This window comes from Pseudomonas sp. ES3-33 (assembly GCF_000952175.1).
Classification (GTDB): domain Bacteria; phylum Pseudomonadota; class Gammaproteobacteria; order Pseudomonadales; family Pseudomonadaceae; genus Aquipseudomonas; species Aquipseudomonas gregormendelii.
This window is the reverse complement of record NZ_JZRI01000040.1, coordinates 17439-31843: the sequence shown is the minus strand read 5'-3', so window position 1 is coordinate 31843 and position 14405 is coordinate 17439. Positions and strand designations below refer to the sequence as shown.

Annotated in this window: 18 protein-coding genes; 17 read left to right on the top strand and 1 reads right to left on the bottom strand. The window is 58.6% G+C overall.

All coding sequences use genetic code 11. From position 1 onward, the window contains the following. Positions 1 to 161 precede the first annotated feature (161 nt). Complete coding sequence (locus UB23_RS05075; protein WP_045058238.1) at positions 162 to 587, top strand: HIT domain-containing protein; 426 nt, start codon at positions 162 to 164, stop codon at positions 585 to 587. Positions 588 to 590: 3 nt separating this feature from the next. Continuing rightward, positions 591 to 797 carry a SlyX family protein gene (locus UB23_RS05070; protein WP_045058237.1) on the top strand — a complete coding sequence of 69 codons (207 nt, stop codon included), beginning with the start codon at positions 591 to 593 and terminating at the stop codon, positions 795 to 797. 60 nt (positions 798 to 857) lie between these two features. Here the strand turns inward: UB23_RS05070 and UB23_RS30560 are convergent, their stop codons facing one another. Continuing rightward, positions 858 to 1460: a cold-shock protein gene (locus UB23_RS30560; RefSeq protein WP_045058236.1), complete on the bottom strand. Its 603-nt coding sequence runs from the start codon at positions 1458 to 1460 to the stop codon at positions 858 to 860. Between the two features lie 309 nt (positions 1461 to 1769). On the opposite strand from UB23_RS30560, the gene UB23_RS05060 reads away from it, so the two are divergent. From UB23_RS05060 to queE, 15 genes are all read left to right on the top strand, one after another. Further along, positions 1770 to 2240, top strand: coding sequence for a Dps family protein (locus UB23_RS05060; protein ID WP_045058235.1), 471 nt, complete (start codon positions 1770 to 1772; stop codon positions 2238 to 2240). A gap of 373 nt (positions 2241 to 2613) precedes the next feature. Continuing rightward, positions 2614 to 2835, top strand: coding sequence for an FmdB family zinc ribbon protein (locus tag UB23_RS05055; protein ID WP_045058234.1), 222 nt, complete (start codon positions 2614 to 2616; stop codon positions 2833 to 2835). Between the two features lie 109 nt (positions 2836 to 2944). Beyond that, positions 2945 to 4720 (top strand): aspartate--tRNA ligase, encoded by a 1776-nt coding sequence (gene aspS / locus UB23_RS05050; protein WP_045058233.1) that lies wholly within the window; start codon positions 2945 to 2947, stop codon positions 4718 to 4720. Between the two features lie 119 nt (positions 4721 to 4839). After that, the gene (locus UB23_RS05045) at positions 4840 to 5586 is read left to right on the top strand and encodes a YebC/PmpR family DNA-binding transcriptional regulator (RefSeq protein WP_045058232.1); all 747 of its coding nucleotides are present in this window, start codon (positions 4840 to 4842) and stop codon (positions 5584 to 5586) included. 165 nt (positions 5587 to 5751) lie between these two features. Then, the gene (gene ruvC, locus UB23_RS05040) at positions 5752 to 6276 is read left to right on the top strand and encodes a crossover junction endodeoxyribonuclease RuvC (RefSeq protein WP_045058231.1); all 525 of its coding nucleotides are present in this window, start codon (positions 5752 to 5754) and stop codon (positions 6274 to 6276) included. Positions 6277 to 6390: 114 nt separating this feature from the next. Further along, a complete protein-coding gene (gene ruvA / locus UB23_RS05035; protein WP_045058230.1) occupies positions 6391 to 7005 on the top strand; it encodes a Holliday junction branch migration protein RuvA in 615 nt (204 codons plus the stop codon). Further along, positions 7006 to 8067, top strand: coding sequence for a Holliday junction branch migration DNA helicase RuvB (gene ruvB, locus UB23_RS05030; protein ID WP_045058229.1), 1062 nt, complete (start codon positions 7006 to 7008; stop codon positions 8065 to 8067). Between the two features lie 126 nt (positions 8068 to 8193). Beyond that, positions 8194 to 8661: a tol-pal system-associated acyl-CoA thioesterase gene (gene ybgC, locus UB23_RS05025; protein ID WP_045058228.1), complete on the top strand. Its 468-nt coding sequence runs from the start codon at positions 8194 to 8196 to the stop codon at positions 8659 to 8661. Further along, on the top strand, positions 8651 to 9346 hold the full coding sequence (tolQ, locus tag UB23_RS05020) for a protein TolQ (protein WP_017340467.1): 696 nt from the start codon (positions 8651 to 8653) through the stop codon (positions 9344 to 9346). Before ybgC ends, tolQ begins: the two co-directional genes overlap by 11 nt. Before the next feature lie 23 nt (positions 9347 to 9369). Next, the gene (tolR, locus tag UB23_RS05015; RefSeq protein ID WP_163019479.1) at positions 9370 to 9822 is read left to right on the top strand and encodes a protein TolR; all 453 of its coding nucleotides are present in this window, start codon (positions 9370 to 9372) and stop codon (positions 9820 to 9822) included. Continuing rightward, positions 9822 to 10901: a cell envelope integrity protein TolA gene (gene tolA / locus UB23_RS05010; protein ID WP_045058226.1), complete on the top strand. Its 1080-nt coding sequence runs from the start codon at positions 9822 to 9824 to the stop codon at positions 10899 to 10901. The genes tolR and tolA overlap by 1 nt, the downstream gene beginning before the upstream one ends. 17 nt (positions 10902 to 10918) lie before the next feature. After that, a complete protein-coding gene (tolB, locus tag UB23_RS05005) occupies positions 10919 to 12199 on the top strand; it encodes a Tol-Pal system beta propeller repeat protein TolB (protein ID WP_209012670.1) in 1281 nt (426 codons plus the stop codon). 52 nt (positions 12200 to 12251) lie between these two features. Further along, entirely contained in the window at positions 12252 to 12752 is a 501-nt protein-coding gene (pal, locus tag UB23_RS05000; RefSeq protein WP_045058224.1) for a peptidoglycan-associated lipoprotein Pal, read from the top strand. Positions 12753 to 12758: 6 nt separating this feature from the next. After that, positions 12759 to 13589: a tol-pal system protein YbgF gene (gene ybgF / locus UB23_RS04995; protein WP_045058223.1), complete on the top strand. Its 831-nt coding sequence runs from the start codon at positions 12759 to 12761 to the stop codon at positions 13587 to 13589. A 167-nt stretch (positions 13590 to 13756) separates the two neighbouring features. Beyond that, positions 13757 to 14404 (top strand): 7-carboxy-7-deazaguanine synthase QueE, encoded by a 648-nt coding sequence (gene queE / locus UB23_RS04990; RefSeq protein ID WP_045058222.1) that lies wholly within the window; start codon positions 13757 to 13759, stop codon positions 14402 to 14404. Position 14405 lies beyond the last annotated feature (1 nt).

Genomic DNA, 14405 nt, shown 5'->3' with positions numbered 1-14405 from the left:
GCGTCTTGCACAGAAAAGGCCCATGTCGGAGCGTGCTGCCTGCCGTCGTCGATGGTCGTGATGCGAGCGACGTTCGCAGGTATGCTGCTCAACTGTCGCCTGGTCAAGCGTCGTTGAAGATGTGGCCAGGTTGTAAATGATCATCTGCCGGAGTGCGCACAGTGTTTGCCTTGGATTCACGACTTCAACAAGACACCTTACCGATAGGGGATTTCCCGCTCTGTCGGCTGCTCTTGTCCAACGATTCGAATTACCCCTGGTTCATCCTGGTGCCACGCCGCGAGGATATCAGCGAGATATTTCAGTTGGATGTCGCTGATCAGCTGCAGCTGTGGCAGGAGACTACAGCGTTGGCGCAGACGCTGAAGGACTCGTTCGACGCTGACAAGCTGAACATTGCAGCGCTGGGTAATGTAGTCAGCCAGTTGCACATGCATGTCATCGTGCGCAAGCGCGAAGACGCTGCCTGGCCGGCCCCGGTCTGGGGCAAACATCCGGCCGTGCCGTACAGTGCCGAGCAGGTGGCAGCTATCCGCGAACGGCTGCAGCGGGTGTTAACTGAAGATTTCACGTTTCTGGAGGGTTGAATCATGAGTCTTGAGGAGCGCATCAATGACCTGGAAAGCCGCCTGGCATTTCAGGATGACACCATTAACACCCTCAACGATGTACTGGTGGCGCAGCAGGTCGTCGTCGAGCGGCTGCAGCTGCAGATGGCGGCCCTGATTCGACGTCAGGAGGAAATGGTCGGGCAGTTCGAGTCTTCCGAAGAAGAAGCCCCGCCGCCCCATTACTAAAGGGTAGGCATAAAAAAACCGCGAACAGCCGGGCTGTTCGCGGTTTTTTTCAGCCGGGAATCAGCGGCGCGGCAGAGCCGCGATCACGTCTTCGGCTTGCAGGCCCTTGTCGCGATTCATCACGGAGAACTCCACGCGCTGGCCTTCGACCAGGACGCGGTGACCTTCGCCACGAATGGCCCGGAAATGCACAAAGATATCATCGCCGGAGTCACGGGAAATAAAGCCAAAACCCTTGGAAGTGTTGAACCACTTGACGGTGCCGGTATCGCGGTTGGTCATGTCGTAGCTGGGCGAAGCGGCGGCCGGTGAAGATTTGTAGAAGCTGATCGCCAGGTGCAGGAGGACGGCAATGACGGCAGCAGCCAGGCTGAACAGCACGTTGGGTTGACCGGAGACAAATACAATCTCCGCAAGAAGCGTCAGTGTCTGCAATACGACAGCCAGGACCAGCAAGGCGCTGACCAGGTTCTGCAGTTGATGACGCGGGCCTTTGTTCCAGTAGGGAATGACAGGCGCGAGGGTAAGGTTGAGCAGGCCGAAAAAGGCCAGGTACAGTGCATCGGGTTGTTGCAGGTAAGGAACAGCTTCGGATCGCAGGCTAGGGATGAAGGACAGCAGCAAGGCTGCTGCGCCCATTAGCAGGTGGACGATTTTCAACATTTTGATTAACTCACGTTAAGACGGATCACAAGGAAGAGCTGACGGAGCACGGTTCGCTTCAGAACAATAAGAGGCGTTGGGCACGTACCCGAAGTCAGCCTATGCGCAGCGTCCGGAAAAATAGACGCTGGCGACACACTGCCTATTTAACAGCAAAGCTTGTGGCTACTCAAATCAGGCAGTCCAGCGGCGTCATGCGGGCAATTTGTCGCACGGGGACTGGCCATCCGGTGCTGCGGTGTGGCGACAGCCTTGCTAGAGTGGTCCCTGCACCTGTTGGATGGAATCAATCACCTTTAGGGGAACCGCATGGCAATTGATATTGGTATCAGTGAAGAAGACCGCAAGTCCATCGTCGACGGACTGTCGCGCCTGCTGTCGGACACTTATGTGCTTTATCTGAAAACCCACAACTTCCATTGGAACGTCACGGGGCCGATGTTTCGGACCCTGCACCTGATGTTCGAAGAGCAATACAACGAGTTGGCCCTGGCCGTGGATTCGATCGCCGAGCGCATTCGCGCCCTCGGGTTTCCGGCACCGGGTGCCTATTCCATCTATGCGCGCCTGTCTTCCATAAAGGAAGAAGAGGGTGTGCCGAATGCCGAGGACATGATCCGGCAGCTGGTTGCCGGTCAGGAAGCCGTCACCCGCACCGCGCGGGGTATTTTCCCACTGCTCGACAAGGTCAGTGACGAACCGACTGCCGACCTGCTGACCCAGCGCATGCAGGTTCACGAAAAAACCGCGTGGATGCTGCGTTCCTTGCTGGATCAATAAGGCGCGTGCGCACGGCTGGCATCCTGGGGTGTCACCCGTGCGTAGTCCGACACCCTTCATCTCGAACGATTTTGCACCGGGTGTTGCAGGAAACTGTACGGAGCAGGACCGTCATCCATGATCTCCCTGCAGTTGCAGTAAAATCCTGCGAGGGTGGTTAAAAAGTCATCTGGATATCCCATTTTTCCTGCGCTTGCACAGGCGCGGGCTTGCTCGTCGAGCGCCCCATTGACCGGGGCGGCAGGGTGAAAGTTGCAGAGTGTCGGTCTGTGCAGTCTTACGGCTGCACTGGCTGCATTTAATGGATATAATCCCGCTCTTTGCCGCAAAACCCCGAGTCTGCGGTAGCAATCTGATCGCCGAGACAACCCCCATGCCGATGTACGACTATCAATGTGCTTCCTGTGGTCATCAGTTGGAAGCCATTCAAAAGATCAGCGCTCCGGCGCTGGTCGACTGCCCTGCGTGCCAGGCACCAGAGCTGAAGAAGATGCTGTCCATGCCGGGCTTCCGCCTCAGCGGCACCGGCTGGTACGAAACCGATTTCAAGACCGGCTCCAAGAAGAACCTGGCCGGCGGCGACAAAGCTGACTAGATTCCAGGGTCCGAGTTGAACGACACGTGCGAGCTCCTGCATCATCCAGCTCCTGAGATGGGCAAGACCTCCTACCGAATTTCGAATTACGAGAAGTGAAACCATTACCATGATGCGCAGCCATTATTGCGGCCAACTGAACGAAAGCCTGGACGGCCAGGAAATTACCCTTTGCGGATGGGTTCACCGTCGCCGTGACCACGGTGGGGTGATTTTCCTCGATATCCGTGATCGTGACGGTCTGGCCCAGGTGGTGTTCGACCCGGACCGCGCTGAAACCTTCGCCGTCGCCGACCGCGTGCGCAGCGAATATGTGGTCAAGGTCACCGGCAAGGTGCGCCTGCGTCCGGCCGGTGCCACCAACGCCAACATGGCGTCGGGCATGATCGAAGTGCTGGGCTACGAACTTGAAGTGCTGAACGAGTCGGAAACTCCGCCGTTCCCGCTGAACGAGTTCTCCGACGTTGGCGAAGAAACCCGCCTGCGCTATCGCTTCCTCGACCTGCGTCGCCCGGAAATGCTCGAGAAGCTGCGTCTGCGTTCGCGCATGACCACCAGCATCCGTCGCTTCCTGGACGAGAACGGCTTCCTCGACGTCGAGACACCGATCCTGACCCGCGCCACGCCTGAAGGCGCGCGTGACTACCTGGTGCCGAGCCGCACGCACGCCGGTTCGTTCTTCGCCTTGCCGCAATCGCCACAGCTGTTCAAGCAATTGCTGATGGTTGCCGGCTTCGACCGTTACTACCAGATCGCCAAATGCTTCCGTGACGAAGACCTGCGGGCTGACCGCCAGCCGGAATTCACCCAGATCGACATCGAGACCAGCTTCCTCGATGAAACAGAGATCATGGGCATCACCGAACAGATGATCCGCAACCTGTTCAAGGAAGTGCTGGATCTGGAATTCGGCGACTTCCCGCACATGACCTTCGAAGAGGCCATGCGTCGTTACGGTTCCGACAAGCCGGACCTGCGTAACCCGCTGGAACTGGTTGACGTTGCCGACCAGCTCAAGGAAGTCGACTTCAAGGTGTTCAGCGGCCCGGCCAATGACCCGAAAAGCCGTATCGCAGCTTTGCGCGTACCGGGCGGGGCGAGCATGCCGCGCAGCAAGATCGACGACTACACCAAGTTCGTCGGCATCTACGGTGCCAAGGGCCTGGCGTACATCAAGGTCAACGAGCGCGCCAAAGGCGTCGAAGGCCTGCAGTCGCCTATCGTCAAGAACATCCCTGAAGCCAACCTCAATGTGATCCTTGATCGCGTTGGCGCGGTCGACGGCGACATCGTGTTCTTCGGTGCCGACAAAGCCAAGATCGTCAGCGAAGCCCTGGGCGCGCTGCGGATCAAGGTCGGCAACGACCTGAACCTGCTGACCTGCGAGTGGGCGCCGATGTGGGTCGTCGACTTCCCGATGTTCGAAGAGAACGACGACGGCAGCTTCAGTGCCTTGCATCACCCGTTCACCGCGCCGAAGTGCACGCCACAAGAGCTCGAAGCCAGCCCGGCGACCGCTCTGTCCCGTGCCTACGATATGGTGCTCAACGGCACCGAGCTGGGTGGCGGTTCGATCCGTATCCACCGCAAGGAAATGCAGCAGACGGTGTTCCGCCTGCTCGGCATCGACGAAGCGGAACAGGAAGAGAAATTCGGCTTCCTGCTTGACGCCCTGAAGTACGGTGCACCGCCCCACGGTGGCCTGGCCTTCGGCCTGGACCGCCTGGTCATGCTGATGACCGGCGCCCAGTCGATCCGTGAAGTGATTGCGTTCCCGAAAACCCAGAGCGCGGCTGATGTCATGACTCAGGCTCCGGGTGCAGTCGATGCCAAGGCATTGCGCGAATTGCACATTCGTCTGCGCGAAACGCCGAAAGCCGAGTAAAGCGGGTCGTCAAGGCGCATCCTTATGGGGTGCGCCTTTTCTTTAGGTCGAGATTTTTGGTTGCTGGCTGGCGCAGTTCGCGTGGCGGGCAACGTTTCAAAGTGAATTCGGAGCGAGTTATGGCGGGTCATTCCAAGTGGGCGAACATCAAGCACCGCAAAGAACGTCAGGATGCCAAGAAAGGCAAGATCTTCACCAAGTGGATCCGCGAGCTGACGGTTGCTGCCCGCCAGGGCGGCGCTGACCCGGGTTCCAACCCGCGCTTGCGCCTGGCGCTGGACAAGGCCCTGGGTGCGAACATGAGTCGCGACATCATCGATCGCGCCGTAGCGCGCGGCGCGGGTGCTGCCGATACCGACGACATGGTTGAACTGACCTACGAAGGTTATGGCCCAGGTGGCGTGGCAGTGATGGTCGAGTGCATGACCGACAACCGCAATCGCACCGCCGCCGCAGTTCGCCATGCGTTCAGCAAGTGCGGGGGCAACCTGGGCACCGATGGCTCGGTGGCCTACCTGTTCGAGCGCAAGGGCCAGATTTCCTTTGCGCCGGGCGTCGATGAAGACGCGTTGATCGAAGCGGCGATGGAAGCCGACGCTGATGACGTGGTCACCAACGAAGACGGTTCCATTGACGTATTCACCTCGTTCGCAGGGTTCTACTCCGTACGCAACGCGCTGGAAGCGGCCGGTTTCAAAGGTGATGACGCAGAAATCGTGATGTTGCCAACCACCAGTGCCGAGCTGGACCTTGAGGGTGCCGAGAAGGTGCTCAAGCTGCTCGACATGCTCGAAGACCTGGATGACGTGCAGAACGTCTATTCCAACGCGGACATCCCGGAATCGGTTGCCGCACAGCTGGGTTGATGTCCATATAAAAGATCGCTGTCTTTGCAAGGCCCTACGCTAAACCTGTAGGAGCTGCCGAAGGCTGCGATCTTTTGACTTTAAGATCCAAAATCAAAAGATCGCAGCCTTCGGCAGCTCCCACGGGGATATCCTGAGGTACCGCGATCTCCTTGCGCAGGCGTTATGACTCTAATTCTTGGTATCGACCCCGGTTCGCGCATTACCGGGTATGGCGTGGTATCTGATACCGGGCGCGGCTGTGTCTACGTGGCCTCGGGCTGCATTCGCACCGGCTCCGGTGAATTGCACGAGCGCCTGCAAATCGTCTATCGCGGCGTGCGCGAAGTCATCCAGACGTACGGCCCGATCACCATGGGCATCGAAAAGGTGTTCATGGCACGTAACGCCGACTCGGCCTTGAAACTGGGTCAGGCCCGCGGTGCAGCGATCGTTGCCGGTGCCGAGGAAAACCTGGAAATTGCCGAATACACAGCGACTCAGGTCAAGCAGGCCGTCACCGGTACCGGCGCGGCAAACAAGGAGCAGGTGCAGATGATGGTGATGCACATGCTCAAACTGACCAGCAAGCCGCAAATCGATGCTTCGGATGCCCTGGCCATTGCGATTTGCCATGCTCACACCCGCTCCAGCCTGCTGCCCCATGGTCTGGGAACGGCACGCAGTCGTGGCGGGCGCCTGCGTCTCTGATAGCATCAGCACATCTTTTCCAGGACCAGGGGTCCTGCGCCTGTGTTGTCGGCGTGAAGCCCTTGGCCTGTCAGTCGCCAGCCCTGTACTGGCCAACGCTCAAGGATCTGAAACGTGATTGGACGCTTGCGCGGCACATTGGCTGAAAAACAGCCGCCGCACCTGATTCTGGATGTAAATGGACTGGGGTATGAGCTGGAAGTACCCATGACCACGTTGTATCGCCTGCCGTCGGTCGGCGAACCGCTGACGCTGCACACCCATTTGGTCGTACGTGAAGACGCGCAGTTACTCTATGGCTTTGCCAGCAAGCGCGAGCGAGACTTTTTTCGTGAGTTGATCCGTCTCAATGGTGTGGGGCCAAAACTGGCGCTGGCCTTGATGTCGAGCCTGGAAGTCGACGAACTGGTGCGCTGCGTGCAGTCCCAGGACACCTCGGCGTTGACCAAGGTGCCGGGCGTGGGCAAGAAGACTGCCGAGCGCCTGCTGGTTGAGCTCAAGGATCGCTTCAAGGCTTGGGAAACGGTGCCGGCGATGTTTGCCCTGGTACCGAACCAGCCCGGTGGCCCGGATGTGGCTGCGGTGGCCAGTGCCGAAACTGACGCGGTGAGCGCGCTGATTTCACTGGGCTATAAGCCCCAGGAGGCCAGCAAGGCGATTTCCGCTATCAAGGAGAAAGGTTTGAGCAGTGAAGACCTGATACGTCGTGCCCTGAAGGGAATGATCTAAGTGATTGAAGCGGATCGTCTGATTACAGCTGCACCCGGCCCACGGGACCGTGAAGAGGTCCAGGACCGGGCTATCCGTCCGGTCAGCCTGGCCGAATACATCGGCCAGCCGACCGTCCGCGAGCAGATGGAACTGTTCATCCAGGCCGCACGCGGACGCAACGAGTCCCTGGACCACACGTTGATTTTTGGTCCTCCGGGTCTGGGTAAAACCACCCTGGCCAACATCATCGCCCAGGAAATGGGGGTCTCGATCAAGAGCACGTCGGGCCCCGTGCTCGAGCGTCCGGGCGACCTGGCCGCACTGTTGACCAATCTTGAGCCTCACGATGTGCTGTTCATCGACGAAATCCATCGGCTGTCGCCGATTGTCGAAGAAGTGCTGTACCCCGCCATGGAAGATTTCCAGCTGGACATCATGATTGGCGAAGGCCCGGCCGCGCGCTCGATCAAGCTCGACCTGCCGCCATTTACCCTGGTGGGCGCCACGACGCGAGCCGGCATGCTGACCAATCCGTTGCGGGATCGCTTCGGTATCGTGCAGCGCCTGGAGTTCTACAACACGGCGGACCTGGCAACGATTGTCGGTCGTTCGGCGAACATCCTTGGCCTGCCGCTCGACCCGGAAGGTGCCTTCGAAATCGCCCGCCGTGCCCGGGGTACACCGCGTATCGCCAACCGCCTGTTGCGGCGGGTGCGGGATTTCGCCGAAGTTCGCGCCAAGGGGCACATCACCAAGCCGATCGCCGACCTGGCCTTGAACCTGCTGGATGTCGACGAGCGCGGCTTCGACCATCAGGACCGGCGCCTGCTGCTGACCATGATCGAGAAGTTCGACGGTGGCCCAGTGGGTGTCGACAGCCTGGCCGCAGCCATCAGCGAAGAGCGGCATACCATCGAGGATGTCCTGGAACCGTACCTGATCCAGCAGGGCTACATCATGCGCACCCCCCGGGGGCGGGTGGTGACCCGGCATGCGTACCTGCACTTCGGTTTAAACATCCCGTCACGATTGGGTGAGATGCCCGTGGTAGACGAATCCCTCGATGCAGTTGACGATTAATCACGTTGCGGGCTGATCAATTCGGGGTTTGTGCTGTCTGAGGACCGTGCTTTCGCGATAAAGCCGCAGAACAATGAAAAACAGTTGCCTGGCCGGATTGGCAACCTGAGGAGTAAGCACTAGAGTATGCGCGCGCAAAACGGGCTTGGGCCTTTCGCACATCGTTGTCGCGTTTATTACGAAGACACCGATGCGGGTGGCATCGTGTATTACGTTAATTACCTCAAGTTTATGGAACGGGCTCGAACCGAGCGGCTCCGGGAGCTGGGCTTTGCCCAATCCCAGCTGGCAGGGGAGGACCTGTTATTCGTCGTGCATTCCAGCGAAGCGCGTTACCACGCGCCGGCGCGACTGGATGACGAACTGCTGGTAAGCGCTGAAGTAAGCGAATTGAACCGTGCCAGCCTGCGTTTCAAGCAGCAGGTCAGGCGGGCAACGGATAATGTGCTGCTCTGCGAAGGGCAGTTTCTGGTGGCCTGTGTGCGCACTGAAAGTTTAAAACCCCGGGCCATTCCCGAAGCTCTACGTGCGGCCTTTGCCGACGTGAGCGGCGCGGGTACACACTCAAAGCAGGAGATAAAGCGTGGAAGCTAACGTCGTCGACCATTCCTCCATGTGGAGCCTGGTCAGCAATGCCAGTATCGTGGTGCAACTGGTAATGCTGATCCTGGTAGCCGCATCGGTCACCTCATGGATCATGATCTTTCAGCGCAGCAATTTGCTGCGCGCCGGTCGACGGGCCCTGGAGAGCTTCGAGGAGCGCTTCTGGTCGGGTATCGACCTGTCCAAACTCTATCGTCAGGCCGGCAGCAACCCTGATCCGGATTCGGGCGTCGAGCAGATCTTCCGTGCCGGCTTCAAGGAGTTCTCCCGTCTGCGCCAGCAGCCAGGGGTTGATCCTGAAGCGGTCATGGAAGGCGTGGCCCGGGCCATGCGCGTCGCTATTTCCCGCGAAGAAGAAAAGCTCGAGCAGAGCCTGCCGTTCCTCGCGACAGTAGGTTCCGTGAGCCCGTATATCGGCCTGTTCGGTACGGTCTGGGGCATCATGAACTCCTTCCGTGGCCTGGCCACTGCGCAGCAGGCAACCCTGGCCACCGTGGCTCCGGGTATCGCCGAAGCCCTGATCGCCACCGCGATCGGCCTGTTCGCCGCGATTCCAGCTGTCATCGCCTACAACCGGTTTGCTGCCCGCAGCGAAACGCTGATCAGCCGCTACTACACCTTCGCCGATGAATTCCAGGCGATCCTGCACCGCAAAGTGCACACCAGCGAAGAATAAGCAGGTAATTTCCAATGGCTTTAATCGCTCGAGCTCGCAAAAAGCGCAAGCCGGTCGCCGAGATGAACGTAGTGCCCTACATCGACGTGATGCTGGTGCTGCTGGTCATCTTCATGGTGACCGCGCCGATGCTTAATCAGGGCGTGAAAGTTGATCTGCCCAAGGTTTCCAGCGAAGCCTTGCCGCAGGACAACAATACTCAGGTCCTGACCATTTCGATCAAGGCTGACAAGACCTACTACTGGAACCTTGGCAGCGAAGTCGATACCCAGAAACAGCAGGACAAGGCCATGACCTTGCCGCAGATGACCGACGCGGTGACCAAGATCATTCGCGCCGGCACCGAAGGCGGCAAGCAGACCCAGGTCTTCATTCGAGGCGACAAGACCGTCGATTATGGATCGGTCATGGGTGCCATGGGCGGTCTCCAGAAAGCCGGGGTCGGTAATGTTGGCTTGATTACCGAGGCGCCCTGATGCGGCAACAACGAGAGCCGACAGCCTCGGAAAGCTACTTCTGGCCTAGCGTCTGGGCGATTGGCTTGCACGTGCTGGTGTTCGGCATGTTGTTTGTCAGTTTTGCCATGACCCCGGAGCTGCCGCCGGCCAGGCCGATCGTCCAGGCGACCCTGTACCAGCTGAAATCGAAAAGTCAGGCGACCACCCAGACCAATCAGAAGATTGCGGGTGAGGCGAAGAAATCCGCCGCGCGCCAGACCGAAGTCGAGCAGATGGAGCAGAAGAAGATCGAGCAGGAAGCCATCAAGGCTGCGGAACAAAAGAAGGAAGATACGGCTCAAAAAGCCGAAGAATCCAAGAAGGCCGACGAGACCAAGAAAGCGGAAGAGGCGAAAAAGGCTGATGAAGCCAAGAAAGCCGACGAAGCCAAAAAGACCGCCGAGGCCAAAAAGGCTGAAGAGAAACAATTGGCTGATATAGCCAAGAAGAAATCTGAAGAAGAAGCCAAGAAGGCAGCTGAAGAAGAGGCCAAGAAAGCGGCCGCTGAAGAAGCCAAGAAAAAGATCGTCGAAGACGCGAAGAAGAAAGCCGCAGAAGACGCCAAGAAGAAATCTGACGCTGAAGAGGCGAAAAAGAAAGTCGCCGAAGACGCGAAGAAGAAAGCTGCTGCCGATGCTGCGAAGAAGAAATCGCAGGAAGCGGCTCGTAAATCCGCCGAAGACAAAAAGGCCCAGGCCTTGGCAGATCTGCTTTCCGACACGCCGCAACGTCAGCAGGCCCTGGCGGACGAGCAGGGTGACGAAGTCGCTGGCAGTTTCGATGACCTGATTCGTGCACGTGCAGCAGAAGGCTGGGCTCGTCCCCCTTCGGCACGCAAAGGCATGACGGTCGTGCTGCAAATCGGCATGTTGCCGGATGGAACAGTGACCTCGGTTACCGTCGGCAGATCAAGCGGAGATGGTCCGTTCGATGCTTCGGCAGTGGCGGCGGTCAAGAATATTGGACGTTTGACAGAAATGCAGGGAATGAAGCCGAGCGATTTTGCTCCGTATCGTTCATTCAAGATGACATTCACACCTGAGGATCTAGCCTTGTGAGAAACCTTCTTCGAGGAATGCTTGTCGCCATCTGCTGCCTGGCAGGGATGGCGGTAGCCGATGAGAAAAACATTCTGGTAACCAGCGGCAGCGATCGGGCTACCCCGATTGCCGTCGTTCCGTTCGCCAACCAGGGCGGCAGCGTGCTGCCGGACGATATGGCCGAGATCATCGGTAACGACCTGCGCAACTCGGGTTACTACTCGCCGATCCCGAAACAGAACATGATCAGCCAGCCAAGCCAGGCCAGCGAAATCATCTACCGTGACTTCAAGGCGCTGGGTGCCCAGTACGTCATGGTCGGCAGCATCGCTCCGGCGGGCGGTCGCCTGCAGGTGCAATACGCCTTGTTCAACGTCGCCACCGAGCAGCAAGTGCTGACCGGCAGCGTGTCGGGCAGCGTTGACCAGTTGCGTGACATGTCGCACTACATTGCTGACCAGTCGTTTGAAAAACTCACCGGTATCAAAGGTGCTTTCTCGACTCGCCTGCTCTACGTGACTGCCGAGCGCTTCTCCGAGAAAAACACTCGCTACACCCTGCAACGTTCGGACTACGACGGTGCGCGTGCCGTTACCCTGCTGCAATCGCGCGAGCCGATCCTGTCGCCGCGTTTCGCACCGGATGGCAAGCGCATCGCTTATGTCTCGTTCGAGCAGAAGCGTCCGCGCATCTTCATGCAGAACATCGACACCGGTCGCCGTGAGCAAATCACCAACTTCGAAGGCCTCAATGGTGCACCAGCCTGGTCGCCGGACGGCAATCGCCTGGCGTTCGTGCTGTCCAAGGACGGCAACCCGGACATCTATGTGATGAACCTGGGCTCGCGCCAGATCACCCGCGTCACCAATGGCCCCGGCATCAACACCGAACCGTTCTGGGGTAAAGATGGTTCGACCATCTACTTCACCTCCGACCGTGGCGGCAAGCCGCAGATCTACAAAACCAGCGCAGGCGGCGGTGGTGCAGAGCGTGTGACCTTCATCGGTAACTACAACGCCAACCCTAAGCTGTCGGCTGACGAAAAGACCCTGGTCATGATTCATCGTCAGGAAGGCTTCACCAATTTCAAGGTGGCGGCCCAGGATTTGCAACGCGGTAGTGTAAAGATCCTCACTGATAGCACTCTGGACGAGTCGCCTACTGTTGCGCCCAACGGCACCATGGTAATCTACGCCACCCGCCAGCAGGGCCGGGGAGTCTTGATGCTCGTGTCCATTAATGGACGCGTAAGGCTCCCGCTTCCTACCGCACAAGGCGAAGTCAGAGAACCTTCCTGGTCCCCTTACCTGAACTGACGCGGCGCTTTACGTTTTACTTAACACACTGGGGTTCATTAGGAGTTTCACGATGGAAATGCTGAAGTTTGGTAAATTTGCTGCGCTGGCTCTGGCCATGGCTGTAGCTGTAGGTTGCTCGTCCAAAGGCGGCGACAATGCCGGTGAAGGCGCTGCTGTTGATCCAAACGCTGGTTACGGCGCTAACACTGGTGCAGTTGACGGCTCCCTGAGCGAAGAAGCTGCTCTGCGCGCGATCACCACTTTCTACTTCGAATACGACAGTTCGGACCTGAAGCCAGAAGCCATGCGCGCTCTGGACGTTCACGCCAAGGACCTGAAAGCTAACGGCGCTCGCGTTGTTCTGGAAGGTAACACCGACGAACGTGGTACTCGTGAGTACAACATGGCACTGGGCGAGCGTCGTGCGAAAGCCGTTCAGCGCTACCTGGTACTGCAAGGCGTTTCCCCAGCTCAGCTGGAACTGGTTTCCTACGGCGAAGAGCGTCCAGTTGCTACCGGCAACGACGAGCAGTCCTGGGCTCAAAACCGTCGCGTCGAACTGCGTAAGTAATTCGTCATGCGAACGTGCCGTCGTGCTGTAACTATTCTGGCTCTCAGCCTCGCACCGCTTGCGGTGTGGGCTGCGGTTCCTGTGGTCGATAACAACAACTCCGGCAATAGTGGAAGTAGTTATCCGCCCGCGGGTTACGGTACGAACGGCGCCTATGCCGGGGGAGGGGTTTCGACCCCTGTCTCGGCACAGGGCGAGCTGTTCAACCAACTGCAATCCATGCAGGAGCAGATCTCGCGCCAACAAGGCATCATCGAAGTTCTGCAAAATGATGTAGCGCGCATGAAGCAGGAAAGCCTGGAGCGATACCAGGATCTTGATCGGCGCATTGGAACCGGCGTTGCACCAGCCGCAACTCCTGAGAATTCTTCCACCGGTGGCGATTTGAGCGCCCCCGGTGCAGCAGCGGGTGCTGGAGCGGCTGCCGCTCAGGCACCGGCCGCGGGTACCGAGCCGGCTGACCCGGCGAAGGAAAAACTGTATTACGATGCAGCCTTCGACCTGATCAAAGCCAAGGATTTCGACAAGGCCAGCCAGGCTTTTGCCGCTTTCCTGCGCAAGTACCCCAACAGCCAGTACGCGGGCAATGCCCAATACTGGTTGGGCGAAGTGAACCTGGCCAAAGGCGACCTGCAAGGGGCCGGTCAGGCGTTTGCCAAGGTGTCCCAGCTGTACCCCAAGCACAACAAAGTGCCTGACTCGCTGTACAAGCTGGCTGATGTAGAGCGCCGCCTTGGTCATCCCGACAAGGTCAAAGGCATTCTGCAGCAGGTGGTGTCCCAATATCCGGGCACGTCCGCCGCGCAGTTGGCCCAGCGCGACTTGCAGAAAATGTAAGCTTGCCTGAACCGTTTTGAAGAAACCCGCACTTGCTGCGGGTTTTTTCGTTAGAATTCACGCCCTTTTTCTGAAACACCGCTTTTTGGGATTCGCGCGATGGCGGGGTTCCTAAAAGTGCCTGACGGAGGCGGACAGCCTGTTTAGCTGTTACGCCCGTGGCGACTATGCAAGACACATTGAGAATCACTGAAGTATTTTACTCGTTGCAGGGTGAAACGCGGACGGCCGGGCTGCCCACTGTTTTTGTGCGCCTGACCGGTTGTCCATTGCGTTGCCAGTACTGCGACAGCGCCTACGCCTTCACAGGCGGCACGGTTCGCCCGCTGGATGACATCATCGAACAAGTGGCCGGCTTTCGTCCGCGTTATGTGTGTGTCACCGGCGGCGAGCCCCTCGCCCAGCCCAACGCCATCCCATTGCTCAAGCGCCTGTGTGATGCCGGTTACGAAGTGTCACTGGAAACCAGTGGAGCTCTGGATATCTCGGCAGTCGATTCGCGGGTAAGTCGCGTCGTCGACCTGAAAACTCCGGGTTCGAAGGAAGCGCATCGCAATCGCTACGAAAACATCGAGCTGCTGACGCCCAACGATCAGGTGAAGTTTGTCATCTGTTCCCGGGAAGACTACGACTGGGCCGTGTCCAAGCTGATTCAGTACGGTCTGGATCGCCGCGCCGGTGAGGTTCTGTTTTCTCCCAGCCACCATGACCTGAATGCTCGGGACCTGGCGGATTGGGTCGTGGCGGACAACCTGCCAGTGCGCCTGCAACTGCAGCTGCATAAATATCTATGGAATGACGAGCCGGGGCGCTGAA